General features: G+C 60.9%; 26 protein-coding genes. 20 read left to right on the top strand and 6 right to left on the bottom strand.

Annotation, left to right across the window (positions count from 1 at the left end; all coding sequences use genetic code 11):
* Window positions 1-144: 144 nt before the first annotated feature.
* The 6 genes from dibA (at window position 145) to JFT85_RS14865 (ending at window position 6,505) form a co-directional block, all read left to right on the top strand.
* A complete protein-coding gene (gene dibA, locus JFT85_RS14890; protein WP_201230063.1) occupies window positions 145-2,058 on the top strand; it encodes a phosphodiesterase DibA in 1,914 nt (637 codons plus the stop codon).
* A gap of 301 nt (window positions 2,059-2,359) precedes the next feature.
* Window positions 2,360-2,542: a sulfur starvation response protein OscA gene (gene oscA, locus JFT85_RS14885; RefSeq protein WP_003170956.1), complete on the top strand. Its 183-nt coding sequence runs from the start codon at window positions 2,360-2,362 to the stop codon at window positions 2,540-2,542.
* Between the two features lie 65 nt (window positions 2,543-2,607).
* Window positions 2,608-3,618, top strand: coding sequence for a sulfate ABC transporter substrate-binding protein (locus JFT85_RS14880; RefSeq protein WP_053253771.1), 1,011 nt, complete (start codon window positions 2,608-2,610; stop codon window positions 3,616-3,618).
* Between the two features lie 198 nt (window positions 3,619-3,816).
* A complete protein-coding gene (gene cysT / locus JFT85_RS14875; RefSeq protein ID WP_053253772.1) occupies window positions 3,817-4,635 on the top strand; it encodes a sulfate ABC transporter permease subunit CysT in 819 nt (272 codons plus the stop codon).
* A gap of 13 nt (window positions 4,636-4,648) precedes the next feature.
* A complete protein-coding gene (gene cysW / locus JFT85_RS14870) occupies window positions 4,649-5,521 on the top strand; it encodes a sulfate ABC transporter permease subunit CysW (protein WP_053253773.1) in 873 nt (290 codons plus the stop codon).
* A 3-nt stretch (window positions 5,522-5,524) separates the two neighbouring features.
* The gene (locus tag JFT85_RS14865) at window positions 5,525-6,505 is read left to right on the top strand and encodes a sulfate/molybdate ABC transporter ATP-binding protein (protein WP_053253774.1); all 981 of its coding nucleotides are present in this window, start codon (window positions 5,525-5,527) and stop codon (window positions 6,503-6,505) included.
* A 108-nt stretch (window positions 6,506-6,613) separates the two neighbouring features.
* Here the strand turns inward: JFT85_RS14865 and JFT85_RS14860 are convergent, their stop codons facing one another.
* Window positions 6,614-7,141 carry an Mpo1 family 2-hydroxy fatty acid dioxygenase gene (locus tag JFT85_RS14860; RefSeq protein WP_169876176.1) on the bottom strand — a complete coding sequence of 176 codons (528 nt, stop codon included), beginning with the start codon at window positions 7,139-7,141 and terminating at the stop codon, window positions 6,614-6,616.
* An 83-nt stretch (window positions 7,142-7,224) separates the two neighbouring features.
* Between JFT85_RS14860 and JFT85_RS14855 the strand changes: the two genes are divergently transcribed.
* Together JFT85_RS14855 and JFT85_RS14850 are read left to right on the top strand one after the other, a co-directional pair.
* A complete protein-coding gene (locus JFT85_RS14855) occupies window positions 7,225-7,920 on the top strand; it encodes a Crp/Fnr family transcriptional regulator (protein WP_073637941.1) in 696 nt (231 codons plus the stop codon).
* A gap of 29 nt (window positions 7,921-7,949) precedes the next feature.
* A complete protein-coding gene (locus JFT85_RS14850) occupies window positions 7,950-8,315 on the top strand; it encodes a response regulator (RefSeq protein ID WP_053253777.1) in 366 nt (121 codons plus the stop codon).
* A 660-nt stretch (window positions 8,316-8,975) separates the two neighbouring features.
* Here the strand turns inward: JFT85_RS14850 and JFT85_RS14845 are convergent.
* Complete coding sequence (locus tag JFT85_RS14845) at window positions 8,976-9,980, bottom strand: AraC family transcriptional regulator (protein WP_078827599.1); 1,005 nt, start codon at window positions 9,978-9,980, stop codon at window positions 8,976-8,978.
* A gap of 101 nt (window positions 9,981-10,081) precedes the next feature.
* On the opposite strand from JFT85_RS14845, the gene JFT85_RS14840 reads away from it, so the two are divergent.
* Window positions 10,082-11,176 (top strand): fatty acid desaturase, encoded by a 1,095-nt coding sequence (locus JFT85_RS14840; RefSeq protein WP_201230062.1) that lies wholly within the window; start codon window positions 10,082-10,084, stop codon window positions 11,174-11,176.
* Here JFT85_RS14840 and JFT85_RS14835 read toward each other — a convergent pair.
* The 3 genes from JFT85_RS14835 to JFT85_RS14825 all read right to left on the bottom strand — a co-directional run bounded on the left by JFT85_RS14835 (window position 11,067) and on the right by JFT85_RS14825 (window position 13,716).
* Complete coding sequence (locus tag JFT85_RS14835) at window positions 11,067-12,002, bottom strand: LysR family transcriptional regulator (protein ID WP_078827600.1); 936 nt, start codon at window positions 12,000-12,002, stop codon at window positions 11,067-11,069. The two genes, JFT85_RS14840 and JFT85_RS14835, sit on opposite strands and share 110 nt — an antisense overlap.
* A gap of 96 nt (window positions 12,003-12,098) precedes the next feature.
* Window positions 12,099-13,268: a CynX/NimT family MFS transporter gene (locus tag JFT85_RS14830; RefSeq protein WP_053253781.1), complete on the bottom strand. Its 1,170-nt coding sequence runs from the start codon at window positions 13,266-13,268 to the stop codon at window positions 12,099-12,101.
* Window positions 13,255-13,716, bottom strand: coding sequence for a nucleoside deaminase (locus JFT85_RS14825; RefSeq protein WP_053253782.1), 462 nt, complete (start codon window positions 13,714-13,716; stop codon window positions 13,255-13,257). The genes JFT85_RS14830 and JFT85_RS14825 overlap by 14 nt, the downstream gene beginning before the upstream one ends.
* A gap of 107 nt (window positions 13,717-13,823) precedes the next feature.
* Here JFT85_RS14825 and JFT85_RS14820 point away from each other — a divergent pair, with 107 nt between their 5' ends.
* The 11 genes from JFT85_RS14820 to JFT85_RS14770 all read left to right on the top strand — a co-directional run bounded on the left by JFT85_RS14820 (window position 13,824) and on the right by JFT85_RS14770 (window position 23,085).
* Complete coding sequence (locus JFT85_RS14820; RefSeq protein WP_053253783.1) at window positions 13,824-14,675, top strand: LysR family transcriptional regulator; 852 nt, start codon at window positions 13,824-13,826, stop codon at window positions 14,673-14,675.
* A 281-nt stretch (window positions 14,676-14,956) separates the two neighbouring features.
* Window positions 14,957-15,763 (top strand): energy transducer TonB, encoded by an 807-nt coding sequence (locus tag JFT85_RS14815; RefSeq protein WP_201230061.1) that lies wholly within the window; start codon window positions 14,957-14,959, stop codon window positions 15,761-15,763.
* A 51-nt stretch (window positions 15,764-15,814) separates the two neighbouring features.
* Window positions 15,815-16,537, top strand: a complete 723-nt coding sequence (locus JFT85_RS14810; protein WP_201230904.1) for a MotA/TolQ/ExbB proton channel family protein — start codon at window positions 15,815-15,817, stop codon at window positions 16,535-16,537.
* A 1-nt stretch (window position 16,538) separates the two neighbouring features.
* On the top strand, window positions 16,539-16,940 hold the full coding sequence (locus JFT85_RS14805) for an ExbD/TolR family protein (RefSeq protein WP_053253786.1): 402 nt from the start codon (window positions 16,539-16,541) through the stop codon (window positions 16,938-16,940).
* 248 nt (window positions 16,941-17,188) lie between these two features.
* The gene (locus JFT85_RS14800; RefSeq protein ID WP_201230060.1) at window positions 17,189-17,770 is read left to right on the top strand and encodes an alpha/beta hydrolase; all 582 of its coding nucleotides are present in this window, start codon (window positions 17,189-17,191) and stop codon (window positions 17,768-17,770) included.
* Between the two features lie 48 nt (window positions 17,771-17,818).
* Window positions 17,819-18,742: a sigma 54-interacting transcriptional regulator gene (locus JFT85_RS14795; RefSeq protein ID WP_053253788.1), complete on the top strand. Its 924-nt coding sequence runs from the start codon at window positions 17,819-17,821 to the stop codon at window positions 18,740-18,742.
* Window positions 18,743-18,868: 126 nt separating this feature from the next.
* Complete coding sequence (locus JFT85_RS14790) at window positions 18,869-19,651, top strand: MetQ/NlpA family ABC transporter substrate-binding protein (RefSeq protein WP_053253789.1); 783 nt, start codon at window positions 18,869-18,871, stop codon at window positions 19,649-19,651.
* Between the two features lie 501 nt (window positions 19,652-20,152).
* Window positions 20,153-20,818: an amino acid ABC transporter permease gene (locus JFT85_RS14785; protein ID WP_053253790.1), complete on the top strand. Its 666-nt coding sequence runs from the start codon at window positions 20,153-20,155 to the stop codon at window positions 20,816-20,818.
* Window positions 20,799-21,458 carry an amino acid ABC transporter permease gene (locus JFT85_RS14780; protein WP_053253791.1) on the top strand — a complete coding sequence of 220 codons (660 nt, stop codon included), beginning with the start codon at window positions 20,799-20,801 and terminating at the stop codon, window positions 21,456-21,458. Before JFT85_RS14785 ends, JFT85_RS14780 begins: the two co-directional genes overlap by 20 nt.
* Complete coding sequence (locus tag JFT85_RS14775; RefSeq protein WP_053253792.1) at window positions 21,455-22,231, top strand: amino acid ABC transporter ATP-binding protein; 777 nt, start codon at window positions 21,455-21,457, stop codon at window positions 22,229-22,231. The genes JFT85_RS14780 and JFT85_RS14775 overlap by 4 nt, the downstream gene beginning before the upstream one ends.
* Window positions 22,228-23,085, top strand: coding sequence for a transporter substrate-binding domain-containing protein (locus JFT85_RS14770; RefSeq protein WP_053253793.1), 858 nt, complete (start codon window positions 22,228-22,230; stop codon window positions 23,083-23,085). Before JFT85_RS14775 ends, JFT85_RS14770 begins: the two co-directional genes overlap by 4 nt.
* A 1,354-nt stretch (window positions 23,086-24,439) precedes the next feature.
* Here JFT85_RS14770 and JFT85_RS14765 read toward each other — a convergent pair.
* On the bottom strand, window positions 24,440-25,600 hold the full coding sequence (locus JFT85_RS14765; RefSeq protein WP_053255768.1) for an AAA family ATPase: 1,161 nt from the start codon (window positions 25,598-25,600) through the stop codon (window positions 24,440-24,442).
* Window positions 25,601-25,676: the final 76 nt, after the last annotated feature.

Raw genomic sequence — 25,676 nt, 5'->3', positions numbered from 1 at the left:
AGAAAAAAACAGCTCACGCATTATCACTAAGCCTACAGAGAAAACCAGCCGCCCTTTCAGATAGGAGTGACTGGATGTTTCTTATTCTATAATCCGCAGCCTTTGTAGGGCGATTTTGTTTTTTTGGTAAGGATTACTGAACCTATGCTGTTTTCATACCGAGGTGCCCTGCGTGTGGGGCTGGTATATCTGCTGGTTTCCATTGTTTGGCTCCAGCTCAGCCAGCAGCTATTGATCAACTTTCTTGATGAGCCGCACGCGTTAGTGCGCTGGCTGCAGGTGCGCGGGTACGTGTGGGTGGCCCTCAGCGCGTTGGTTATTTACCTGATTTGCGTCCGTTTTGTCCGCGCTCATCAAGTTCAGCTACCCCAGCAGGAAAACCGCGAGCGCTTGCGCCAGGCGGCCGCCGTGTTCGATTGCACGCGCGAAGGGGTGCTGGTCACCGACGCCCAAGGGCTGATCGTGCACGTCAACCGGGCGTTCATGGAAATCACCGGCTACCAACAAGAAGACGTCATGGGCGAGCGCCCCAGCCTGTTCAAGTCCGGGCGCCATTCGTCGAATTTTTATCAGCAAATGTTCCAGACCCTGGAGGACAAGGGTGAGTGGAGCGGTGAAATCTGGAACCGGCGTAAAAGCGGTGAGATTTATCCCCAGTGGCAAACCATCCGTGTGATCCACGACGACCAAGGCCAGGTCAGCCATCACGTTGCGGTGTTTTCCGATATCAGCGCCATCAAGGACTCCGAGCACGAACTGGCGCACCTCGCCCATCACGACCCGCTGACCGACCTGCCCAACCGCCTGCTGTTTACCGACCGTGCCGAACAGGCGCTGGCCTCGGCGCAAGTGCACAAGCGTGGCTGTGCGTTGTTGTTGATGGACCTGGACCACTTCAAGATCATCAACGACAGCCTCGGCCATAACGTCGGTGATCAGTTGCTCAAGGCGGTGGGCGAGCGCCTCAAAGGCCTGTTTGGCCCCGGCGTGACGCTGGCGCGCCTGGGTGGGGACGAGTTCGCCGTGCTGGCCGAAAGTTGTCCACAGGTGATTCAGGCTGCCGCGATCGCACAGCGCATGCTCGATGCGATGAAAGACCCCTTCGTGTTCGACGGCAACCAGTTGTTTATCAGCGCCAGCGTCGGCATCAGCCTGTTCCCCAGTGACGCCCTGAGCGCCCAACAGTTGCTGCGCAATGCGGATTCCGCGCTGTTTAAGGCCAAGAGCGTCGGTCGGGAAGGGTATGCGTTGTACACCGAAGAGCTGACCGCCCACGCGCAGAATCGCGTGGAAATCGCCAGCGAACTGCGCCGCGCCCTCGAACAGCAAGAGCTGCGTGTGTATTACCAGCCTGTGCATAACCTGCAAGACAGCCGCCTGCTCGGCGTCGAAGCGCTGGTGCGCTGGCAACACCCGGAGCGCGGCCTGGTGCCGCCGGGGGAATTTATCCCCATCGCCGAGCGCACCGGGCTGATTGCCGATATCGACGCCTGGGTGATGGACCAGGCCTGTCGCCAGATGTGCCAGTGGTTGGCCGAGGGCGCACCGTTGAGCTTTGTTGCGGTGAATGTCTCCAGCCGTCTGTTCGCCCGGCGCGAGCTGTACGAACAAGTCGCCCAAGTGCTGCATGAAACAGGCCTTGATCCGGCGTTTCTGGAGCTGGAGGTCACCGAAAGCGCGGTGATGGATGACCCCGAAGTGGCCCTTGAGCAATTGCATCGCTTGCGTGAGCTGGGCTTGCGCCTGGCCATTGATGACTTCGGCACTGGCTATTCATCGTTGCTGCGCCTCAAGCGCTTGCCGGTGCAGAAGCTCAAGATCGACCAGGGTTTTGTCGCCGGGCTGCCGTGGGACGAAGACGACGCCGCCATCGTGCGCGTGGTGATCGCCCTGGCCAAAAGCATGGGCATGCAGGTGCAGGCCGAAGGCATTGAGCAGGTTGAGCAGGCGCGGTTTCTGTCGGAGCAGGCGTGCGATATGGGGCAAGGTTATTGGTTCGGGCGGCCGATGCCGGCAACTGAAATTGATTGGGAGCGTGCGCCAGCTATCAGGACTTGAAATACAGTCAAAATGTGGGAGCGGGCTTGCTCGCGAAAGCGGTCTGTCAGAAACAGGTGTATTGACTGATTCACCGCATTCGCGAGCAAGCCCGCTCCCACCTTTGGATTTCGGCATGGCTTATTTTCAGTGTCGCACGCGTAAAAAACCTCGCAACCCCACGTCTTGGCAGAAAATTCTTTCTGGTTATATAAACATTCTTAAATAGTATTTTTAAGAATATCCGCGCTTATCTACTATCGCCCTCACGCCGCAAGCAGTGCCGCCACTGCCAGGCACTATTCATTTCAGGAGCGAGACCATGAGCGCATCTCTACGTAGCGTCGACGGCCAGGACGAAGCAGCCATTTTGCGTGAGATCCAGAGCGCCTTGCGCGACCTGCGGTTCGGCGCGGTGGAAATCACTGTGCATAACGCCCAAGTGGTGCAGATCGAACGCAAAGAAAAATTCCGTTTGCAGAACCCGGGTAACAAACCGAGCTAAGCAATAACGGCGATAGACCCGCAATTATAAGAAAAAGCCAACACCTAGAATTTCAGGAGCCTTCTATGTCGTCGATTCGCCGTTACGCCCTCGCCGCACTGGCCAGTGCCGTGTTTGCCGGTTCCGCAGTTGCCAAGGACTACGAGTTGCTTAACGTCTCGTATGACCCTACCCGTGAGCTGTACCAGGATTACAACGCTGAATTCACCAGCTTCTGGAAGAAAGAGCACCCCGGTGACAACGTCAAGATCCAGCAATCCCACGGTGGCTCCGGCAAGCAAGGCCGTGCAGTGATCGACGGCCTGCGCGCCGACGTCGTCACCCTGGCGCTGGCCGGCGACATCGACGAAATCGCCAAGCTGGGCAAGACCCTGCCGGAGAACTGGCAAACCCGCCTGCCGGACGCCAGCACGCCGTACACCTCGACCATCGTGTTCCTGGTGCGCAAGGGCAACCCTAAAGGCATCAAGGACTGGGGCGACCTGATCAAGCAAGACGTTTCGGTGATTACCCCGAACCCGAAAACCTCCGGCGGCGCCCGCTGGAACTTCCTCGCCGCCTGGGCCTATGGCCTCAAAGCCGGCGGCAGCGAAGCCAAGGCGCAGGAATACGTTCAAGCGCTGTTCAAGCATGTGCCGATCCTCGACACCGGCGCTCGCGGCTCGACCATCACCTTCGTCAACAACGGTCAGGGTGACGTGTTGCTGGCCTGGGAAAATGAGGCGTTCCTGGCGTTGAAAGAAGACGGCGGCGCCGACAAGTTCGACATCGTCGTGCCGTCCCTGTCGATCCTCGCTGAGCCGCCGGTGGCAGTGGTCGACAAGAACGCCGAGAAGAAGGGCAATACCGAGATTGCCACTGAATACCTCAAACACCTGTACAGCCCGGCTGGCCAGGAGATTGCGGCGAAGAACTTCTACCGCCCACGCGATGAGAAAGTCGCTGCCAAATACGCCCAGCAGTTCCCGAAACTGGACCTGGTGACTATCGACAAAGACTTCGGCGGCTGGAAAACTGCCCAACCGAAATTCTTCAATGACGGTGGCGTGTTCGACCAGATTTACACGGCGCAGTAAGCCAAAGTACCTGTAGGAGTCCCGCTTCTCTCTGTGAGCTGGCTTGTGTGGGAGCCGGGCTTGCCCGCGATAGCATCACCGCAGTGTGGCTGACACACCGAGGTGGCTGCATCGCGGGCAAGCCCGGCTCCCACATGAACCAGCTCCCACAGAGGAACGCGCTCCTGCAGTGGTTTCTACCTTTAACCAAGGACTCTTATGTCGCGTCGTATTTCCCCCGTCATACCCGGCTTCGGGCTGACGCTGGGCTACACCGTGGTGTACCTCAGCCTGATCGTACTCATCCCCCTGGCGGCGATGTTTGTCCACGCCGCTCAACTCACTTGGGATCAGTTCTGGGCCATCATTTCCGCACCCCGTGTGCTGGCGGCGTTGCAACTGAGCTTCAGCACCGCGTTGTACGCCGCGCTGATCAACGGCGTAATCGGCACGCTGCTGGCCTGGGTGCTGGTGCGCTACACCTTCCCCGGCCGCAAGATCATCGATGCGATGATCGACCTGCCGTTTGCCCTGCCCACTGCCGTGGCCGGTATCGCGCTGACCGCGCTGTACACGCCGACCGGCCTGGTGGGCCAGTTCGCCGCCGACCTCGGCTTCAAGATCGCCTACAGCCCCTTGGGCATCACCCTGGCACTGACCTTCGTCACACTGCCCTTCGTGGTGCGCACGGTGCAGCCGGTGCTGGCCGATATCCCCCGGGAAGTCGAAGAAGCCGCCGCCTGCCTGGGCGCCAAGCCATTGCAGGTGTTCCGCTACATCCTCGTGCCTGCATTGCTGCCCGCCTGGCTGACCGGCTTCGCTTTGGCCTTTGCGCGTGGCGTGGGTGAGTACGGTTCGGTGATCTTCATCGCCGGTAACATGCCGATGAAAACCGAGATCCTGCCGCTGCTGATCATGGTCAAGCTCGACCAATACGACTACCGCGGCGCCACCTCCATTGGCGTGCTGATGCTGGTGGTTTCCTTTGTCCTGCTGCTGCTGATCAACTTGTTGCAGCGGCGCATCGAACGTCCATAAGGAGGCGCGGAACATGTCCCAATCGTCTATTTCCGCCGCGTCTTCGGCCAACGCTGCCCGTCGTGGCAGCGCGGTGTCGCGACGTATTCTGATCAGCCTGGGTTGGCTGGTGTTTGCGCTGTTCCTGCTGCTGCCGTTGTTTATCGTGGTGTCCCAGGGCTTGAAGAATGGCCTCGGCGCATTCTTCACCGCGATCCTTGAACCCGACGCACTGTCGGCGCTGAAGCTCACGGTGATCGCCGTGGTGATCTCGGTGCCGCTCAACGTGGTGTTCGGCGTCAGCGCTGCGTGGTGCGTGAGCAAGTACTCGTTCCGTGGCAAGAGCATCCTGGTCACGCTGATCGACCTGCCGTTTTCGGTGTCGCCGGTGATCGCCGGCCTGGTCTATGTGCTGATGTTCGGCGCCCAGGGCTTCTTCGGCCCGTGGCTGCAGGCGCATGACATCCAGATCGTGTTCGCCTTGCCGGGCATTGTGCTGGCGACCATTTTCGTGACGGTGCCGTTTGTGGCCCGTGAGCTGATCCCGCTGATGCAGGAGCAGGGCACCCAGGAAGAAGAGGCCGCGCGCCTGCTCGGTGCCAATGGCTGGCAGATGTTCTGGCACGTGACCGTGCCGAACATCAAATGGGGCCTGATCTACGGCGTGGTGCTGTGTACCGCACGGGCGATGGGTGAGTTCGGCGCGGTGTCGGTGGTGTCCGGCCACATTCGCGGCGTCACCAACACCCTGCCGCTGCACGTCGAGATCCTCTACAACGAATACAACCATGTCGCCGCGTTTGCCGTCGCGAGCCTGTTGCTGATCCTGGCGCTCTTCATCCTGCTGCTCAAGCAGTGGAGCGAGAACCGTATCAACCGCCTGCGCAAAAGCGCCGGTGAGGAATAAGTCATGTCGATTGAAGTCCGTAATGTCAGCAAGAATTTCAACGCCTTCAAGGCCCTGAACAGCATCAATCTGGACATCCAGAGTGGCGAGCTGGTGGCGTTGCTGGGCCCGTCCGGCTGCGGCAAGACCACCTTGCTGCGCATCATCGCCGGGCTGGAAACCCCGGATGACGGCAGCATTGTGTTCCACGGTGAAGACGTGTCCGGCCACGACGTGCGGGATCGCAACGTCGGGTTTGTGTTCCAGCACTACGCGTTGTTCCGCCACATGACGGTGTTCGACAACGTCGCCTTCGGCCTGCGCATGAAGCCGAAAAACCAGCGCCCGAGCGAAACCCAGATTGCGGCCAAGGTTCACGAACTGCTGAACATGGTGCAGCTCGATTGGTTGTCTGATCGCTACCCGGAGCAACTGTCCGGCGGCCAGCGCCAGCGTATTGCCCTGGCCCGTGCGCTGGCGGTGGAGCCCAAAGTCTTGCTGCTGGACGAACCGTTCGGCGCCCTCGACGCCAAGGTCCGTAAAGAGCTGCGCCGCTGGCTGGCGCGCCTGCACGAAGACATCAACCTGACGTCGGTGTTTGTGACCCACGACCAGGAAGAGGCCATGGAAGTCGCCGACCGTATCGTGGTGATGAACAAGGGCGTGATCGAGCAGATCGGCTCACCGGGCGACGTTTACGAAAACCCGGCCAGCGACTTTGTGTACCACTTCCTCGGCGACTCCAACCGCCTGCACCTGGGCGAGGACAAGCACGTGCTGTTCCGCCCGCACGAAGTGTCGCTGTCGCGCCATGAGCTGGAAGACCACCATGCGGCCGAAGTGCGCGATATTCGCCCGTTGGGTGCAACTACACGGGTGACCTTGAAGGTGGAAGGCCAGAGCGAGCTGATTGAAGCTGAGGTGGTGAAAGACCACGACAGCCTCACCGGCCTGGCCCGTGGCGAGACGCTGTTCTTCAAGCCCAAGGTCTGGCAGAAAGCCTGAGCCCACTGCAAAACCCCTGTGGGAGCGGGCTTGCTCGCGAATGCAGGGTGTCAGTCAACAGATATACCGACTGATACACCGCTTTCGCGAGCAAGCCCGCTCCCACATTTAGACCTTGCTCGGCTTTAGATCACGGCGTTCCACCGGCCCAGACCGCTGCTCAATCTGCTGCTTCAGGTCATCGCGCAACCCCAGCATGAATGCCACCTCTGCCACCACAAACAACGGTCCGACGATCAGCCCCGACACGTCATCCACAAACGCCGGTTTCTTGCCTTCGTAATAGTGGCCGACAAACTGAATCACCCAGCCCACCACAAACATGCCGATGCCGCTGCTGAGCCACACCATCGTGCTCTGCGCCGCCAGCACGTGCCCGGCCCACACCGACAAGCCCATCAGCACCGTCATCAGCACGCCCAGGGGCCATTCCAGGCGCAGGTAAAACCACGCTGAAAACAACGCCAGCATCACCGCAGGCGACAGCCAGAGTGCGCCCACTGCCCATTCCGGGCGTGACAGCAGCACGGCCACCGCCACCACAATCAGCGGGATGCCGATAAAATGGCTGGCGATATTGCGCGGGTCGCGATGGTAGGCGGCATATTGACTGAGATGGTCGACGAGGCTTTTCATTGTTGTTCCTCCTGTAGGATGGTTGATCATGCCCTGTCAGCCTGCGACTGACTGTCAGCTGGGCGACAATCTTCGGAGTTGTCATGCACACAGAGAAATGGCACGCGCAGTTGGCCACGGGCCATTGGTTCAGCCACCTGCCGGGTTCTTTTCAGCATAGCCTGCTGGCCCACGCCCGGCAGCGGCAGCTGGCGGCGGGGCAATACCTGTTCAAACGCGGCGACCCGCCGTGTGGCCTGTACGCAGTGCTCGACGGCACGCTGCGCATCAGCGCCGTGAATGAGCACGGCAAGGAGGCAGTATTGAGCCAGGTCGAACTGCCTTACTGGTTCGGCGAAATCTGCCTGTTCGACGGCCTGCCGCGTACCCACGATGCCTGCGCGGTCGGGCCGTGCACGCTGTTGCAGGTGCCGCAACGCGCGTTGTTGAACATCCTGGATGAAACCCCGCAATACTGGCGCGACCTGGCGTTGCTGATGAGCCAGAAACTGCGCCTGAGTTTCATCGGCCTCGAACACCTCAGCCTGATGCCGGCCTCGGTTCGACTGGCCCACCGTTTATTGATGATTGTTGAGGGTTACGGGGATATCCAACCCTCCAGAAGCAGTGTGCAACTGCCCCAGGAAGACCTGGCGGCGATGTTGAGTCTGTCACGCCAGACCACCAATGCGTTGCTCAAGGACCTGCAAACCCAGGGCATCGTGCGCCTGGGCTATGGCGAGATCGAAATCCTCGATGCCCAGCGACTGCGTGAGGCGGCGCACGCGCCAGGGTGTTAGCCTGCCAACCTGATTAATCGAGGTGTGTTATGCGTGTGCTGTTAGTGGAACATGAATCCGAAGAAGCACAGCGGATGGCCCAGGGCTTGAACGAGGCGAGCTACACCGTGGAAGTCGCGGCCAATGGCATGGCGGCGTTGCGTTTCGTGGAAAGCACCGAGTACGACCTGGTTATCCTGGATGTAATGCTGCCGGGCTTGAATGCCTGGAAGTTGCAGCAGGCGATTCGGTTGAAGGGGCAGACGCCGATGTTGTTCTTGACCACACCAGGCGGGATTGAAGATCGACTGCGTGGCCTGGAATTGCATGAGGATGATTATTTGCTCAAGCCGTTCGATGCCAAGGCGTTGGTGGCGCGGGTCAGGAAATTATTACGCCGTGATCGTGGGCGCTGACTGATCCAGTTAATGGCTTGCCGGGGCTATCGCCATCGCAGGCAAGCCAGCTCCCACAGTTGACTGGGTTCACCCATCAAAATGTGGGAGGGGGCTTGCTCCCGAAGGGGCCCTCACAGTCACCCAAAATCGCCCTACCGCCATCGCAGGCAAGCCAGCTCCCACAGTTGACTGGGTTCACCCATCAAAATGTAGGAGGGGGCTTGCTCCCGAAGAGGCCCTCACAGTCACCCAAAATCGCCCTGCCGCCATCGCAGGCAAGCCAGCTCCGACATTTGACTGGGGTCACCCATCAAAATGTGGGAGGGGGCTTGCTCCCGAAGAGGCCCTCACAGTCACCCAAAATCTCCCCGCCGCCATCGCAGGCAAGCCAGCTCCCACAGTTGACTGGGTTCACCCATCAAAATGTGGGAGGGGGCTTGCTCCCGAAGAGGCCCTCACAGTCACCCAAAATCGCCCTGCCGCCATCGCAGGCAAGCCCGCTCCCACAGTTGACTGGGTTCACCCATCAAAATGTGGGAGGGGGCTTGCTCCCGAAGGGGCCCTCACAGTCACCCAAAATCGCCCTGCCGCCATCGCAGGCAAGCCAGCGTGAACACAGTCAAACTGTGGGAGCCGGGCTTGCCCGCGATGAGGCCCTCACAACCGCTACACATTCCGCTACCGCAACCCATCGCGAAACTGCCCCGGCGTCATTCCCGTCCAGCGCTTGAACGCCCGATTGAAACTGCTGGTGTCGGCGAACCCCAGCAAATGGCTGATCTCGGCCAACGAGCACTGCAAGTCCCGCAGGTGCAGCAGCGCCAGGTTCTCGCGGCACTCATTGAGCAACGCATCAAACCGACAGCCCTCATCCGCCAGATGCCGCTGCAAACTGCGCAGGCTCAGGTGCAGGGCCTGGGCAATCCGCTCGGCACTCGGCTCGCCCTCCGGCAATTGCGCCTCGATGGCTGCGCGGACTTTGCGCTCCCAGGTCAGCGGTTGTAACTGGGCGAGGGTGCGTTTGAGCACGGTTTCATTGTGTTCGGCCAGTTCGGGGTTGGCGTCATCCAGATGGCTGTCGAAGTCTCGCGCGGCAAATTCCAGGCGGTCCTCCTGCGCGCCAAAAAACACCGGCGCGCGGAATACCGTGTGCCACGGCTTGGAATCCGCTGGCTCCGGCCGTCGCAGGTGCACCGCCAGCGGCGCGTATTCGCGGCCCAGTCGATTACGGCAGGTGCGCACATAAATCGCCGCAAACGCATCAATCGCTTCCAGTGCCGGCGCCGGGCTGCCCGGTGGTTGCAGCAGGCGAAAGTGGTAGCGCTCGCCCTCTCGGCTAAGCTCCAGCGTCAGCGCATCACTGACCACCTGGTGATAACGCACGATGCGCTCGAACACCTCGCGCAAGCTGCCGCTGGCCACCAACGCATAACCCAGCGCATGAAAGGTCGTGGGGCTGACAAACCGCGACACCCGTAACCCGATTGCCGGATCGCCGCTGGCCTGCACCGCCAGCTCCCATAAGCGCGTGGTTGCCGACAGCGGATAACGCGCGTTGGGGTCGTCCATCTGCTGTGGGTCGAGCCCGGCCTGGGCGCACAGCGCGGCGCTGTCGAGGTCCAGGGCATCGAGCTGTTTGCGCAGGGCGCGGGTCCAGCTGGCGAGGGAAGTGGGTTCGGTCATGGCGATTGGCGCTTGCGGTCAACAGGTTGGCGTGTGGGGCTGATGCCCTGGCGGACCGCTTGGGCCAGGATGCATCTATCAATAAACCAGAGGATGGGAGCATGGACGGTACTTCTGCAAGTCCCCAACAGATGAACGCACAACAGCGTTCTGCGCATATCCGCGAAGTGGTGCTCGCCGAAGGCGCCAGACTGCGCCAGCAGCACCCCTGGCTGCGGCACCAGGACGCGCTGGGCGCCGGTATCCTGGCCTTCGCCTTGCTCGGCATGCTCGGCTCGGCAGCGCTCTACATCAGCGGTCATATGGCCTGGTGGGTGTGCCTGCTGCTCAATGCCTTCCTCGCCTCGCTGACCCACGAGCTGGAGCACGACCTGATCCACAGCATGTACTTTCGCAAGCAACGCCTGCCCCACAACCTGATGATGGGCCTGGTCTGGCTGGCGCGCCCGAGCACCATCAACCCGTGGATACGCCGCCACCTGCACCTTAACCACCACAAGGTATCCGGGACCGAAACCGATATGGAGGAGCGCGCCATCACCAATGGTGAACCGTGGGGCGTTGCGCGGCTGCTGATGGTGGGGGATAACGTGATGTCGGCGTTTATCCGCATGCTGCGGGCGAAAACCTGGGGCCACAAACTCAAGATCCTCAAGCGCTCGCTGCTGGTGTACGCGCCATTGGCTCTGCTGCATTGGGGCGCGTGGTATGTGTTCCTCGGTTTCCATGCCGCCAATGGCATTGCCAGCCTGCTGGGCGTGCCGATTGCCTGGTCAGCCAACACCTTGCAGGTCATGCAGGTTATCGACATCGCCGCCGTGGTCATCATCGGCCCCAACGTGCTGCGCACCTTTTGCCTGCACTTTGTCAGCTCCAACATGCATTACTACGGCGATGTGGAGCTGGGCAATGTGATCCAGCAGACCCAAGTGCTCAACCCCTGGTGGATGTGGCCGCTGCAGGCGTTTTGCTTCAACTTCGGCAGCACCCACGGCATCCATCATTTTGTCGTGAAGGAACCGTTTTACATCCGCCAGATGACGGCCAAAGTGGCGCACAAAGTCATGGCCGACATGGGCGTGCGCTTCAATGATTTTGGCACGTTTTCGCGGGCCAATCGGCTCGGCTTTCCACCGCCAGCAGGGCTTCGATCAGCACCTTCGCCGCAGGCGATAAACGCACCCCAGCGCGGCTGATCACGCCGCAGCGGTGGTTCAAGCTCTCCAGGGTGTGAGGCAGGTTGCGCCAGTGCAGCAGCGTCAGCTCACCGTGGGTGAACGCGTCGGCGAAGGCCTCTTCTGGCCCCAGGCCGATGGCGTCTGACTGCTGCACGAGGGTGGCCAGAGAGGAAAACTGCTCCAGCTCGACAGCGGGCGCAAAGTCGATGCGCCCGCTGAGGTTGGCCAGTACCTTGCGAATGCCGGGCGCCATCAAGGGCGCGGCCAACGGGTAATCGAACAGGTCATTGGTGGAGAGGCTGTCCTTGGCCAGCAGCGGGTGCCCGGTGCGGCAGAAAAACGCCATGCGCCGCGGGGTCAGGGCCTGGGTCTGAAAGTTCGGATCGGCTTCAAAGTGACGCACATCGGCGATAAAGAATTCGATCTCTTCCCGGCTCAGGCTGCGCCCCAGTTTTTCCCAGTTATCCACCTGCAGGGCGGCGCGTACCTTGGGGTAGGTCGTGATAAAACGGGCGATGGTCACGGGCACCAGGTTGACCGCCGCCACTGCATCGCTGCCAAACCGAACCTCGCCCGCGTCGAGCTTGGTCATGCGCGTGACTTCATGGCTCAGCAGCGCCGCACCTTGCACCAGGCCCAAAGCGTGCTGCAGCACCACCTGGCCTTCGGGCGTCGGGCGCAGGTCTTTGTTGGCGCGATCCACCAATACACAGCCGAACTCCTGCTCCAGGCCCTGGATGCTGCGGCTGAAGGCCGGCTGGGTAATCCCCATGGCGTCGGCGGCGCGCACGAAACTGCGGTACTTGTTGAGCGCAATGAAGTAGCGCAGTTGGCGGAGATCCATGGCGGCCCGACGTGCGAAAGAAGAACCGCGATTTTAAGGCGCTTGCTTATTCCGTCAACGAAGCGATTTTGTTTTATCTAGACCTTAAATGCATATCTATAGAGCAGGCACCGTGCGATAGGTCGCGGGACTGAACACCCGCGTCACCAGCAGCATCGCCACTACGGTGACTGTCAGCACCACCCAGGCGCTGACAAAGTTGCCGGTCAGTTCGCGCAGCCAGCCGGTCAGCCACGGCGAAATCGCGTTGATCAAAAAGCCTACGCCTTGCACGAAAGCCGCCAGTTGCCCGGCTTGGCGCGGGTCGCGGTGGTGGTCGAGGGTCAGCAGCAGGCTCAGGGCAAAACATGCGCCCAGGCCGAAGCCGCACAAGGCCACCCACAGGTGGGGATATTCCTGCGGCGCGATGATCAGGCCGAGGTAGCCGAGGGTTTGCGCCAGCAGGCTGATGCCCAGCAACGGTCGACGGTCGATACCGCGTTGTGCCAACACCGGCATCAGCAGCGCGGCGATCACCTGGAAGATGGTCATGAAGGCCAGCAACGAACCACTTGGCAATACGCCCCAGCCCAATTGCTGATAGTACGCCGGCAGCCACGCCACCATGCTCATATAGCCGCAATTGACCAAGCCGAAGTACAGCGCCAACAGCCAGGCCCGCCGGTTGCGCAGGCCCGTGAACGCGGGCACTGGCTGCGGGTTTCTCGCCGCGCCCAACGGCAACCAGGCCCATAGCAATAACGCCCCGAGCGCCGGCAACAGCCACACACCCAACCCGGCCTGCCATTGCTCGAAATGCGTGGCCACTACCGGGCTCAGCAGCGCCGCCAACCCGCCACCGGCCATCAGCGAAGCGGAGTACACGCCCATCGCCACTGGCACGCGGTGATGAAATTCGCGCTTGATCATCGCCGGCACCAACGCCTGGATCAGCGCCACACCGGCGCCACCGAGCAATGCCGTGACCAGCAGCGCCGACGCCTGGCCCAGCAGCCAACGCGCCAGGCACGCGAGCAGAATCATCATCAAGCCCAGGGCAATGCCACGCCGTTCGCCGAGCCGTGCCTCCACGCGCACGCCGACCAGCGCCACCAGGCCCATGCACACCACCGGCAGGCTGGTGAGCAGCGCACTGCTCTGGAAACTCAGGCCAGTGGCCTGGCGGATCTCGCCGAGCAACGGGCTGATGGAACTGAGGATCGGCCGCAGGTTGAGGCCGAGCACCACCAGCAGGCCCCAGCCGGCGAAGGATTTATTCAGGGTCATGCAGGGTTTTCCATCGGTGATACAGCGCGGTCATGGCGGCGTCGGGCAGGTGTTGGATCGGCAGGCGCTGTTCGCTCAGTGGCAGGCCGACCTGCTGCCCAATCACCGCCGTCGACAGGCCGAACGGTTCGGCCATTGCGTTGCTGGCGGCAAACACCACGCGCGCTACGCCGCACAGGTACATGGCGCTCAAGCACATCGGGCAGGGTTGGCCACTGGCGTATATCACGCAGCCTTCCAGGCGCGCGCCTACGCGTTGGCTGGCCGCGCGAATCGCCAGCAGCTCGGCGTGGGCGGTGGGGTCCTGGGTCAGGTGGATCTCATTGACGGCTTCGACCAGCACCTCGCCATTGAGCGTCAGCACGGCGCCGAACGGTCGACCACCTTGGGCCACATTGGCGCTGGCCAGGGCTACGGCGCGTTGCAGGTGCTGATGATCGTCGGTCATTGCGGTCCCTCTGGGCAGAATGGAAGGTGAAGTATGGTCAGCGGCCGGGGTATTCTGAAATTAAATATAACCATGCCAACCAGTGGCAAATGGAATGGTGACGCGCCATGTTCGACCCCGTGTTGTTACGCAGTTTTGTTGCCGTGGTGGACTGCGGCAACTTCACCCGCGCTGCCGAGCGCCTGCACTTGACCCAATCCACCGTGAGCCAGCAGATCCGCCGCCTGGAAGATGGCGTGGCGTGCCAGTTGCTGGACCGCGACCAGCGCCGCGTGGTGGCCACTGCTGAGGGCGAGCGCTTGCTGGCCTATGCGCGGCGCATTCTGGCACTGCATGAAGAAGCCGCTGACGTGTTGATCAGCCAGCAAAGCGACGGCGTGTTGCGCCTCGGGGTGCCGGAGGACTTTGCCGCCGAACGCCTGATGCCGTTGCTGTCAGCGTTCGTGGTGGCCTACCCGCGCGTGCGTCTGGAGGTGACCAGTGGCCTGGGCCCGGAGTTGCAACGGCAGTACCGCGCGGGCGAATTCGACGTGTTGCTGGTCAAGCAGATGGGTGACAGCGATGACTGCCTGGCCTCATGGCCGGAACCGTTGTGCTGGGTCGACAGCCGCAGCACGCCGTCCCTGGGGCGCGACCCGCTGCCGCTGGTGGCGTTTCCGGTGGGCGGTTTGTACCGCAATGAAATGCTCCACCACCTGGAAGTCGGCGGCTGGCGTTGGCGCATCGGTTATTCCAGCGCCAGCCTGGCCAGCGTGTGTTCGGCAGTGGCGGCGGGGTTGGGGATCAGCTTGTTGCCGCGAAGGGTGGTGCAGGCCGGGCATGTGGTACTCGGCGAGCACAGTGGTTTGCCCAGGGTGCAGGGCGTGCGGCTGGCGTTATATGGCCGCAGTGGGTTGGGCGCGGCCGGGCAAACGTTGCAAAGCCAATTGCTCGACTTATGCGCAAACAGCCCAGCGTAAAACGGTCGACGGCTTTTTATTGGCAAGCCCGCGCGCCACACGCGATGCCTTTCAGGAATATTTTTTATGCCCTTAAGGCATTCAAAAATGGCGCCTTCGCCACAGGCCAGGCGGGCCGTGGCTTGGGTGTTTCAGGACGGTTCATTTATTCAATTTAGATCTATCTATAACTTTAAAGATTACTTTAAGAGATAAGCGTCTGCCCCCGATGATTCAGCCCTCGACGGCCGCTTTGGCAGGCCTGTCGGTTTTTGGGTGTGAAAACCGTAGGGAGTGAATCAATGGGCAATGTCCAGACCGCCGCCAGTGTCCCCGAGGCGCAGTGGCGCCAGGCACCGGGTGGTGAGTTGGTCGACCTTGGCCGGCCGCACCGCGCGCCCTTGGGGCAGCTGCGTTTGCAGAAAACCCCGAAGCGTTTTGCGAGTCGTCGCGAAGGGGTTCTGCTCGGGTTGCTGGTGGTGGCCCTGCACGGTGCGCTGATCTATTGGCTGAGCCAGAAGCCCACTCCGGTGCTGCCAATCGTGCCGCCGGAAATCCCACCGATGACCATCGAATTTTCCCAGCAGGCGCCGCCGCTGGTTGAACCGCCACCGCCTGTGCCGCCACCGCCGCCGCCTGTAGTCGAGCCTCCGCCGCCGGTAGTCGATGAGTTGGCCGCCAAACCAGCGCCGCCGAAACCTGTTCCAAAACCCAAGCCGAAGCCGAAGCCGGTGCCGAAACCTGAACCCAAACCTGTGCCAAAAGCGGTCGAGCAACCGCCTGCGCCTCCAGCGCCAGCAGCGCCACCGGCACCTTCACCTGCGCCGGTGACACCTGCTTCGGCCAACGCCGCGTACTTGAAGAACCCGGCGCCGGAGTACCCGTCGCTGGCCCAGCGCCGTGGTTGGGAAGGCACCGTGCTGCTGCGCGTGCATGTGTTGGCCAGCGGCAAGCCGGGTGAGGTCCAGGTCCAGAAAAGCAGCGGTCGCCAGCAACTTGACGACGCTGCACTGGCCGCCGTGAAACGTTGGAGTTTCGTGCCGGCCAAGCAGGGCGATGTGGCCCAGGACGGCTGGGTCAGTGTGCCGATCGATTTCAAGATTCACTAACTATTCGGCAGCGGTGTGTTGGACACGCCGCGACCTGCACAGAGGGAAAACATCATGGCATTAGCATCTCCACTTGAATCCATTGAAAGCGCGGTGATCTGGCTGCTGGTGGCCTTTTCGGTTGCCACCTGGGGCCTGGCGTTATTGAAGGGCGTGCAGTTCGGGCGCCTCAAGGCCCAAGATCGAAAATTCCACAATCAGTTCTGGGCGGCGTCGAGCCTCGACTCGGCTGCCGAGCTGGCCGAAACCCAACCCGGCGCTGCGGCCCGTGTGGCCCAGGCCGGTTATGCCGCGATCCAGGTCGGCGATGCGCCGCACGCGGCTGACTTGAGCCAGGCCATCAACCATCAGGACCGTCTCGAACGAGCGCTGCGCCAGCAGATCGTGCGTGAGCGTCGCTCGCTCGAAACCGGCCTGGCCGTGGTCGCCAGTATCGGCAGCACCTCGCCGTTTATCGGCCTGTTCGGCACCGTGTGGGGGATCATGGAGGCGCTGAAGGGGATCAGCGCCGCCGGTTCCGCCAGCCTGGAAACCGTGGCCGGCCCGATTGGTGCGGCGTTGGTTGCCACCGGTGTCGGTATCGCCGTCGCCGTGCCGGCCGTGTTGGTCTACAACTACTTCCTGCGCCGCTTGAAGCTGACAGCGGCCGACCTCGATGACTTTGCCCACGATTTTTACAGCCTGGCGCAGAAGCATTCTTTCCGCGTGCTGTTGCACCCTGCGCTGACGAAAAGCGCGGCGGGTAACCCGCAAAAAGTGAAGGAGGCGTCCTGAGATGGCCTTCTCAACCCAAGACAGTGATGAGGTGCTGAGCGAGATCAACGTCACGCCGCTGGTGGACGTGATGCTCGTGCTGCTGGTGGTGTTTATCGTCACCGCGCCGCTGCTGACCAATGCGATTCCGATCAACCTGCCCAAGACCCAGGCCGTGGCCCCGGTGGAGCAGAAAGACCCGCTGGTGGTGAGCATCGACGGCGCCGGCAAACTGTTTATCAACAAGGACGCAATCCAGCCGGACCTGCTCGAATTCAACCTGCAGGCGGCCAAGGCCAAGGACCCCGATGTGCGGGTGCAACTGCAGGCGGACGATGGCGTGAACTACGGCGAAGTGGCGCGAGCCATGGCGTCTATCGAACGCGCGGGCATTACCAAGCTGTCGGTGATTACCGCTCGTTAGTGTTAAAAGCCTCGACAATTTTTTGGGCCGTTTCCTTGGCAGGGTGCGGCCTTTTTTTTGCCTGGTATTTACCTGATTTCCCCTGTGCAACCCGATCCATGTGGGAGCTGGCTTGCCTGCACCCACATTTTTAAGTATCCGTGTGATTGATATTTTGGTTATTAATAAATAGCTTCTTATTCCTTAACGAATATAACCCGCGTCCCTATACTGACCAGCAACGTTAAACGCTGCAGGAGGGCACACCCATGCAGAGCGAGTCGATTCGTTATCTGATCGTGCCGGGCTGGCAAGGATCGCCAGAAGAACATTGGCAAAGCCATTGGCAAAACAGCCTGCCCAACAGTGCGCGCGTGGAGCAGGCCGATTGGTTGACGCCGCGTCGCGAAGACTGGGTGGCCGCGCTGGCTGAAGCGATCGCTGCCGACAGCACGCCGGTGATTCTCATCGCCCACAGCTTGGGTTGCATCACCGTCGCCCACTGGGCGGCCACTGCGCCGGTGCATTTCCTGCGGCAGGTACGCGGTGCCTTGCTGGTGGCCCCGGCCGATGTCGAACGTCCGGCCTGTTCGCCGGCGCTACGCAACTTCGCGCCGATCCCGACCGACCTGCTGCCATTTCCCAGCCAGGTGGTCAGTTCCGATAACGACAGCGCCGTCAGTGCCCCAAGGGCGTTGGAGCTGGCCCGTCACTGGGGCGCCGAAGCCGGCATTTTGTCGGGTGCCGGGCATATCAATGTGAAGTCCGGCCACCAGCGTTGGGAGCAGGGGTTCGCCTATCTATATCGTCTCCAGAGCCGCCTCGAGCATCACGCCCGGCGCACTGCCTGAACATTTTCAACGCCCCGTCCCTGAGTGGATTTGGGGCGGGAGCCTGCCATGAGTCATGAAACCTTCGGCCAGCCACTGCTGACCTTCCCCGACGCCGAAAAGAGCCCGCTGAGCATTCGCGCCAAGGCGCTGGTGTTTGTCGACCCGCGTTCACGGCAACTGCGTGAAGCGCTCGAAAGCCTCGCGCCGCGTGCCTTGCCCGTGTTGATTCGCGGCGAGACCGGTAGCGGTAAAGAGCTGCTGGCGCGGCATATCCACCGTGGCAGCGACCGCGCCGGGCTGTTTGTGTCGGTCAACTGCGGCGCGATCAGCCCCACCTACGCCGACGCCGAATTGTTTGGCTACGCCGCAGGCAGCCACAGCGGCGCGGCCAGCAGTCGGGCCGGGTGGTTCGGCTCGGCCAACGGCGGCACCTTGTACCTGGACGAAATTGGTGACTTGCCGCTGCCGATCCAGGTGAAATTGCTCGCGGCCTTGGAAAATCACGAAGTCACTCGCGTTGGCGCGCATCAGCCCAGCCCGGTGGATGTGCGGCTGGTCGCAGCCACCAGCATCGACCTGGCCCAAGCTGTGGCGGCGGGCAAGTTTCATGAACGCCTGTTCCATTACTTGAGCGAAGGCCAGTTGGACCTGCCGGCTTTGCGTGAACGGGTCGGCGACATCCTGTCCCTGGCCGAATACTTCCTCGGCATCTACAGCCAGCGCCTGGACCTGCCGGTGCCGCTGATCAGTGACGCCGCCCAGCGCGTGCTGGAACACCACAGTTGGCCGGGCAATACCCGCGAGCTGGAAAACGTCATTCACTTCGCGCTATTGGTGAGCAGTGGTGATGAAATTTTGCCCGAGCATTTAAACCTGCCGGCGGCGGGCTCACCCCTTGAGCAACTGCAACGGATTTTCGCCAACGCCAGCCCCGCCGAGCAGCAAACCTTGCTCAAATTCCTACATGAACAAAATGGAATATCAACGTGAATAAAAGATATTGTTCGGGAATAAAAAATCTAGGTATTGTCCACCCCACGCCGCGATAGCACTTCGCTGGCACACCACAAAAAAACGGTCGTCAGAGACGCCCCGGAATTTCGATAAGGACACTGCATGAAAAAGGTTCTGTTGTTTACCGCACTGGCGGCTGCCCTGACTGCAAGCTTCGCCCAGGCCAACGAGAAACTGGTCGTTGCGGCCACCCCGATCCCGCACGCCGAGATCCTTGAGCTGGTCAAGCCGACCCTGGCCAAAGAAGGCGTGGACCTGGAAATCAAGGTGTTCACCGACTATGTGCAGCCCAACACACAGGTTGCCGAGAAGCGCCTGGACGCCAACTACTTCCAGACCCTGCCGTACCTGGAAAACTTCAACAAGGGCAAGGGCACCAACCTGGTCACTGTGATCGGTGTGCACGTTGAACCGATCGGCGGCTACTCGAAGAAGATCAAGAATATTTCCGAGCTTAAAGACGGCGCTACCGTGGCCATCCCGAACGAAGGCTCCAACAGTGGCCGCGCCCTGCTGCTGCTGCAAAAGAACGGTTTGATTACGCTGAAAGACCCGAGCAATGCGCTGTCCACGCCGAAAGACATCGCTTCCAACCCAAAACACCTGAAGTTCAAAGAGCTGGAATCGGCCTTGCTGCCTCGCGTGCTGGACCAGGTTGACCTGGACGTGATCAACACCAACTACGCCCTGGAAGCGGGCTTGAACCCGGCGAAAGACGCGCTGATCATCGAAGATGCCAAGTCGCCTTATGTGAACTTCCTGGTCGCTCGCCCGGACAACAAGGACAGCGACGCTGTGCAGAAACTGGCCAAGGCGCTGACCAGCCCGGAAGTCAAAGCCTTCATCGAGAAGAAGTACAACGGCGCGGTAGTGCCTGCGTTCTGATGTAAACAAAACCTCCTTCAAGGTTTGAACGCCGACGGCTTCTACAGCGTCGGCGTTTTTTTATTGACCTGGAAATACGATCAAACACGGTGGGAGCGGGCTTGCCTGCGATAGCGGTCTGTCAGTTACAGATGCGCTGTCTGATACACCGCATTCGCGAGCAAGCCCGCGCCCACATTGAGTGATGGTGTGTCAGCCAGGTTGGCTATTGATCGCCCTGCGCAGCGCCACCAACCACTTCACCAGTTCCTGCGGATCCAGCGGTTTCGCTTGGTTCATTGCTCATTCCCTCGAAAAAAACAGCTGTCCTGCGACCCCAAGACCATAGCCGTCACCGGCCAAACCCGCGAATCCGGCGGTTATCTTTTTGGGTGATATCAATATGCTATTTAGGTATTTAAATTTTGCTTTTTATACCTTTAAAGTTCGCGCTACCCGACGTTACCCACGCCGGAACGGACTGCGCTCGCTGCATTACCCTTGCGGCGTCATGGACTCACGATGACCTTCGATTTCGCTTTTATCCTCAGCACCCTGCCGGCGTTTCTCAGTGCCGTGGGGGTGACGCTGCAAGTGGGATTGATTGCCATTGCCAGCTCCTTGCTGGTGGCGCTGATCAATGCGGCGCTGCTGGTGTTTCGCACGCCCTACCTGTCGCGCCTGGTGGCGCTGTATGTGGAGTTGGCGCGTAACACGCCGCTGCTGATCCAACTGTTCTTCGTGTACTTCGCCTTGCCGGCCCTGGGTTTCAATATTTCCGGGTTCTGGGCGGCCATCATCACCATGACGTTCCTGGGCGGCGCGTACCTCACCGAAGTGCTGCGCGCCGGTGTCGAAGCGGTGCCGCTGGCGCAGATCGAGTCGGGCAAATCCATCGGCCTGTCCGACTGGCAGTTGCTGCGCCATGTGATCCTGCCCCAGGCCGGCATTCTCAGCCTGCCGGCGCTGTTCGCCAATTTCATCTTCCTGCTCAAGGAGACCACCGTGGTCTCGGCTGTGGCCGTGCCGGAAATTCTCTACACCACCAAGAGTTACATCGCGCTCTACTACAAAACCTACGAGATGCTCGCCGTGCTGACGCTGATTTGCGTTCTGTTGTTCTTGCCGCTGTCGCTGCTGCTCAGCCGCCTGGAAAGGAGGCTCCAGCATGGCCAGTTCGGGTCTTGAGTTGCTGTGGGTGTCGTTGCCGCAACTGGGCAAGGGCGCTGCGCAAACCCTGTCGATTTCGTTTTTGAGCATTGCCTTCAGCACCGTCGGCGGCGTGCTGTATGGCGTGTTGCGCACGCTGAACAACCGGCTGATCAACCTTGTGCTGCGTGTTTATCTGGAGCTGTTCCGGGCGATTCCGGTGCTGGTGTGGTTGTACCTGTTGTTTTTCGGCCTGCCGATTTTCTTTGGCCTGAGCATCCCGAGCTTTTGGTGCGCGGTGCTGGTGCTGTCGCTATGGGGCGCCAGCGAGGTGGGCGAAGTGGTCCGCGGCGCGTTGCATTCGCTGCCGCGTGGCCAGCGTGAAGCCGGCTTGTCGATTGGGTTGTCCGACCCGCAGCTCTACGGCTACGTGTTGCTGCCCCAAGCCCTCAAGCGTATGACGCCGCCGACCATCAACGTCTACACGCGGATCATCAAGACCAGCTCCCTGGCCGTGCTGATCGGTGTGGTCGATGTGATCAAGGTCGGTCAGCAAATCATCGAGCGCACCTATGAGTCGGTACTGATCTACGGCGTGCTGTTCCTGTTTTTCTTCTTTATCTGCTACCCGTTGTCGGCTGCCTCCAAGCGGCTGGAACGGCGCTGGGCCCAAGCATGAGCGCATTGATCGAGTTCCAGGGTTTCAACAAATTCTTCGGCGAACAGCAGGTGCTCAAGGGCATCGACTTGCGGGTCCAAAGCGGCGAAGTGGTGGTGATCCTCGGCCCCAGCGGCTGCGGCAAAAGCACGTTGTTGCGCTGCCTTAACGGCCTTGAAGTGGCGCACAGCGGCAGCCTGCGCTTTGCCGGCAAGGAGCTGTTGGACCCACACACCGACTGGCGCCAGGTGCGCCAGGACGTGGGCATGGTGTTCCAAAGCTACCATTTGTTTCCGCACATGAGCGTGCTCGACAACATCCTGCTCGGCCCGTTGAAAGTGCAAAAACGCGCGCCGCGCGAAGCCCGCGAGCAGGCAGAAAAACTGCTGGCACGCGTGGGCCTGGCCGACAAGCGCGATGCCTACCCGCGTCAGCTTTCCGGTGGCCAGCAGCAACGCATCGCCATCGTCCGCTCGTTGTGCATGAACCCCCAGGTCATGCTGTTTGACGAAGTCACCGCCGCCCTCGACCCGGAGATGGTCAAGGAAGTGCTGGAGGTGATCCAGGGCCTGGCCCGCGATGGCATGACCCTGCTGATCGTGACCCACGAAATGGCCTTCGCCCGCGCCGTCGCCGACCGCGTGGTGTTTATGGAGGCCGGTCGCATCCTCGAACAACACACCCCTGAAGAATTCTTTACGAACCCGCAAACCGCACGCGCGCAGCAGTTTCTGGAGAAGTTCTCCTTTGTTTCAACACTGCCCAAAAAGACCAAGGAACTGGAGCTGATATGAAAACTGCCAAGTTATTACTGCCACTGCTCGCCGTCGCATTGTTGGCCGGCTGCGATAAGAAGGCTGAAGCGCCCGCGAAACCTGCCGCCGCGGTGAGCTACATCGACAAGATCAAGGCGCGCGACAAGTTGATCGTCGGCGTATTCACCGACAAGCCGCCGTTCGGCTTTGTGAACGAAGCCGGTCGCTACGTCGGCTTCGATACCGACATCGGCCGCCAATTCGCCAAGGACCTGCTGGGCGATGAAAACAAAGTCGAATTCGTCGCCGTCGAGCCGGCCAGCCGTATACCGTTTCTGCAAAGTGACAAAGTCGACCTGATCCTCGCCAACATGACCGTGACCCCGGAGCGCAAGGAAGCGGTGGACTTTACCAACCCCAACCTGAAAGTCGCGGTACAGGCGTTGGTGCCTCAGGGCAGCGCGGTAAAAAGCCTGGATGACTTGGCCTCCCGCACCACCATCGTCACCACGGGTACCACTGCCGATATCTGGCTGACCAAGCACCACCCGGACTGGAAACTGCTCAAGTTCGAGAAAAACTCCGAGTCACTGCAAGCGTTGTCGGCCGGTCGTGGTGACGCGTATGCACAGGACAACCTGGTGTTGTTCAGCTGGGCCAAGCAGAACCCGGGCTACCGTGTGCTGGAGCAGAAACTCGGTGATGAAGCGCCGATTGCGCCAGCGGTGAAGAAGGGCAACGTCGAATTGCGTGACTGGGTGAATAGCGAGTTGGCGAAGTTGGGTGAGGAGAAGTTTTTGCTCAAGTTGTATGACCAATATGTGCGTAAAGAGCTGAGCGATGACACCCGGCCTGAGAGTGTGATTGTTGAAGGCGGGAAGTGGCAGGGTTGATTCTGCGCTGACTGTTCAGCCGCTGTTGCGGGCAAGCTCGCGCTCACAGTTGGCCGCTTTACATCGCTTGGGGGCGCGGGCTTGGTCGCGGTGAGCATCGGTCTTTGCGCAAAGCTTTGGGTTGCTTTGGGGTTGGGGGGCGTTTCGGTGGATTGGGTACATATCCGTTGCTGCGGTAACGGCGGCTATGGGTTCCGCTCTTACAGCGGGTCACTTTTGGCAAACGCCCCAAAAGTAACCAAAAGGTCTTTGCCCCACCACTCGGTGCCTCGCTTAGGCTCGGCATGCCCTCACGCAGGCTTGAATCCGTGGGCCGCCGCAATGGGCCATCCCTGGCCCAGTGCGGCTAACCCGGCGTCCTGCCGGGTTACCCACGGATTCAAGCCTGCGTTCGGCCAGCGTGGTTAACGGGGCCTGTCAGATCAAGATCAACAGCAGATCAAAGTCAAAAGCAGAGCACGGCGGCCTGACAGCCGGCCTGAGTGGTTGAAGCAAAAGCACAGCAACACCACTTTTACCGGATGAAATGAGTTCCAAATGTGGGAGCGGGCTTGCTCGCGAATGCGGTGGGTCAGTTAGCTCATCTGTCACTGATGCGCCGCCTTCGCGAGCAAGCCCGCTCCCACAATGTTGACCGAGTTTCTGCCAGCACCGCAGTGCTCTGCTTTTCTGTGGGAGCTGGCTTGCCTGCGATGCAGACACCTCGGTACATCAGGCAAACCCAGTCGCAGACCCCATACCAGCTCCCAGATTGACCCAATACAGTCTGAAAAGCAGCCCACCCTCTGCCTGATGTACCCAGTTCCAAATGTGGGAGCGGGCTTGCTCGCGAAAGCGGTGTGCCAGTCGGCTTATTTGTAACTGACCCACCGCCTTCGCGAGCAAGCCCGCTCCCACAATGTTGACCGAGTTCAGTTGCCTGCACCGCAGTGCTCTGCTTTTCTGTGGGAGCTGGCTTGCCTGCGATGCAGACACCTCGGTACATCAGGCAAACCCAGTCGCAGACCCCATGCCAGCTCCCAGATTGACCCAATACAGTCTGAAGAGCAGCCCACCCTCTGCCTGATGTACCCAGTTCCAAATGTGGGAGCGGGCTTGCTCGCGAATGCGGTGGGTCAGTCACCCACTCCATCAACTGACACACCACTTCGCTTGTGCTTTTGATCTAACCACTCAGGTCGGCTGTCAGGCCGCCGTGCTTTGCTTTTGACTTTGATCTTAGGTGCCGAGTGGTGGGGCAAGAGCCCTTTGGTTACTTTGGGGCTTTTCCAAAGTGACCCGCCGTAAGGGCGGAACCCATTGCGGCCGTGATCCAAACAACGGATATGTACTCAGCGCCCCCCACAGTCACCCTCTATTCCGGCCAATGCCACGCCGGCGCATCCAAAACCCCTTGCCCCACAATCCGCGTCTCGCCCAGCACCTTCTCCAGCACAATCGAATGACACCCTTCATCCTGCTGCAGCGCGGCAATCAACCGACTGGCATGGGATACCACCCACACCTGGCACTGCTGTGACGCCTGGATAATCAAGCGCGCCAGCGCCGGCAGCAAATCCGGGTGCAGGCTGGTCTCCGGTTCGTTCAGCACCATCATCGTGGGCGGCCGGGGCGTCAGCAGCGCGGCAACCAGCAGCAGATAACGCAAGGTGCCGTCCGACAACTCCGCGGCCGACAGCGGCCGCAGCAAACCTTCCTGATAAAATTCAAGCGCGAAACGCCCGCCTTGCAGCGGTTGGATATTCAAGCGCGCTCCGGGGAACGCATCGCTCACCGCGCGCTGCAAGGCCTCGGGGTCGCCAATCTCTCGAATGGTCTGCAACGCGGCTGCCAGGTCGCGCCCGTCGTGATGCAACACCGGCGTGCGCGTGCCCAGTTGTGGCTGGCGCACGGGCGCATCGACGTCGCTGCGAAAGTGATCATAAAACCGCCAGCCCCGGATGCTTTCGCGCAGCAGCAACACCTCCGGCGAGCCGCGCAGGTTGCCGACCTGGTCGAACAGGCTGTGGTAATTCGGTGTGTGCTGAGCCAACACGTCCCAGGCACGTCCTTCACGTGCTCGCACCATCGGCCCGGAACGCTGCACCAGCAGGCTGGCCGGGCGGTAGAGGTGGCCAGCCCAGATGCATTCCTTCTTCACTTCCGGGTCCAGGGAAAAATACGACTGGGTTTTTTCCGGCAGGCCCAGGGAGATCGCATAGCTGAAGTCCTCCCCGGCAAACCCCAGGCGCAGGCGTTTGACGCCTTGGCGTACCATGGGCTCCACCGGCACCTCGCCATTGCGCATGCGCCGGCTGATGGTTTCCGGCCCGGCCCAGAAGGTCGAGTCCAACCCGCCCTCACGGGCCAGCGCATTGATCACCCCGCCTTGGGCGGTTTCCGCCAGCAGCCGCAGGGCGCGATACAGGTTGGACTTACCGCTGCCATTGGGGCCGGTGACCAGGTTCAGCCGGTCCAGGGGCACCACCAACTTATTGATCGAGCGATAATTGGCTACTGCGAGGGTTTTCAGCATGTGCATTCAGTCTGCAGGGGAACCCTTGGAGTATGGGTTCCTGCCGGCAGATAAGGAACCCTGATCTAAGCTCACA

It is taken from the genome of Pseudomonas sp. TH04 (assembly GCF_016651355.1).
Classification (GTDB): domain Bacteria; phylum Pseudomonadota; class Gammaproteobacteria; order Pseudomonadales; family Pseudomonadaceae; genus Aquipseudomonas; species Aquipseudomonas fluorescens.
The sequence above is the reverse complement of the archived record's forward strand: the minus strand, read 5'-3'. Positions and strand labels throughout refer to the sequence as shown.

Coding starts and splice junctions, on each gene's coding strand:
- JFT85_RS14835 (WP_078827600.1), bottom strand. CDS start 12,002: ATGGATCTCCGCCAACTGCGCTACTTCATTGCGCTCAACAAGTACCGC.
- JFT85_RS14800 (WP_201230060.1), top strand. CDS start 17,189: ATGCAGAGCGAGTCGATTCGTTATCTGATCGTGCCGGGCTGGCAAGGA.
- JFT85_RS14825 (WP_053253782.1), bottom strand. CDS start 13,716: ATGACCGACGATCATCAGCACCTGCAACGCGCCGTAGCCCTGGCCAGC.
- JFT85_RS14790 (WP_053253789.1), top strand. CDS start 18,869: ATGAAAAAGGTTCTGTTGTTTACCGCACTGGCGGCTGCCCTGACTGCA.
- JFT85_RS14850 (WP_053253777.1), top strand. CDS start 7,950: ATGCGTGTGCTGTTAGTGGAACATGAATCCGAAGAAGCACAGCGGATG.
- JFT85_RS14795 (WP_053253788.1), top strand. CDS start 17,819: ATGAGTCATGAAACCTTCGGCCAGCCACTGCTGACCTTCCCCGACGCC.
- JFT85_RS14775 (WP_053253792.1), top strand. CDS start 21,455: ATGAGCGCATTGATCGAGTTCCAGGGTTTCAACAAATTCTTCGGCGAA.
- JFT85_RS14840 (WP_201230062.1), top strand. CDS start 10,082: ATGGACGGTACTTCTGCAAGTCCCCAACAGATGAACGCACAACAGCGT.
- JFT85_RS14865 (WP_053253774.1), top strand. CDS start 5,525: ATGTCGATTGAAGTCCGTAATGTCAGCAAGAATTTCAACGCCTTCAAG.
- JFT85_RS14830 (WP_053253781.1), bottom strand. CDS start 13,268: ATGACCCTGAATAAATCCTTCGCCGGCTGGGGCCTGCTGGTGGTGCTC.
- JFT85_RS14855 (WP_073637941.1), top strand. CDS start 7,225: ATGCACACAGAGAAATGGCACGCGCAGTTGGCCACGGGCCATTGGTTC.
- cysW (WP_053253773.1), top strand. CDS start 4,649: ATGTCCCAATCGTCTATTTCCGCCGCGTCTTCGGCCAACGCTGCCCGT.
- oscA (WP_003170956.1), top strand. CDS start 2,360: ATGAGCGCATCTCTACGTAGCGTCGACGGCCAGGACGAAGCAGCCATT.
- JFT85_RS14820 (WP_053253783.1), top strand. CDS start 13,824: ATGTTCGACCCCGTGTTGTTACGCAGTTTTGTTGCCGTGGTGGACTGC.
- JFT85_RS14805 (WP_053253786.1), top strand. CDS start 16,539: ATGGCCTTCTCAACCCAAGACAGTGATGAGGTGCTGAGCGAGATCAAC.
- JFT85_RS14880 (WP_053253771.1), top strand. CDS start 2,608: ATGTCGTCGATTCGCCGTTACGCCCTCGCCGCACTGGCCAGTGCCGTG.
- cysT (WP_053253772.1), top strand. CDS start 3,817: ATGTCGCGTCGTATTTCCCCCGTCATACCCGGCTTCGGGCTGACGCTG.
- JFT85_RS14765 (WP_053255768.1), bottom strand. CDS start 25,600: ATGCTGAAAACCCTCGCAGTAGCCAATTATCGCTCGATCAATAAGTTG.
- JFT85_RS14860 (WP_169876176.1), bottom strand. CDS start 7,141: ATGAAAAGCCTCGTCGACCATCTCAGTCAATATGCCGCCTACCATCGC.
- JFT85_RS14785 (WP_053253790.1), top strand. CDS start 20,153: ATGACCTTCGATTTCGCTTTTATCCTCAGCACCCTGCCGGCGTTTCTC.
- JFT85_RS14815 (WP_201230061.1), top strand. CDS start 14,957: ATGGGCAATGTCCAGACCGCCGCCAGTGTCCCCGAGGCGCAGTGGCGC.
- dibA (WP_201230063.1), top strand. CDS start 145: ATGCTGTTTTCATACCGAGGTGCCCTGCGTGTGGGGCTGGTATATCTG.
- JFT85_RS14780 (WP_053253791.1), top strand. CDS start 20,799: ATGGCCAGTTCGGGTCTTGAGTTGCTGTGGGTGTCGTTGCCGCAACTG.
- JFT85_RS14770 (WP_053253793.1), top strand. CDS start 22,228: ATGAAAACTGCCAAGTTATTACTGCCACTGCTCGCCGTCGCATTGTTG.
- JFT85_RS14845 (WP_078827599.1), bottom strand. CDS start 9,980: ATGACCGAACCCACTTCCCTCGCCAGCTGGACCCGCGCCCTGCGCAAA.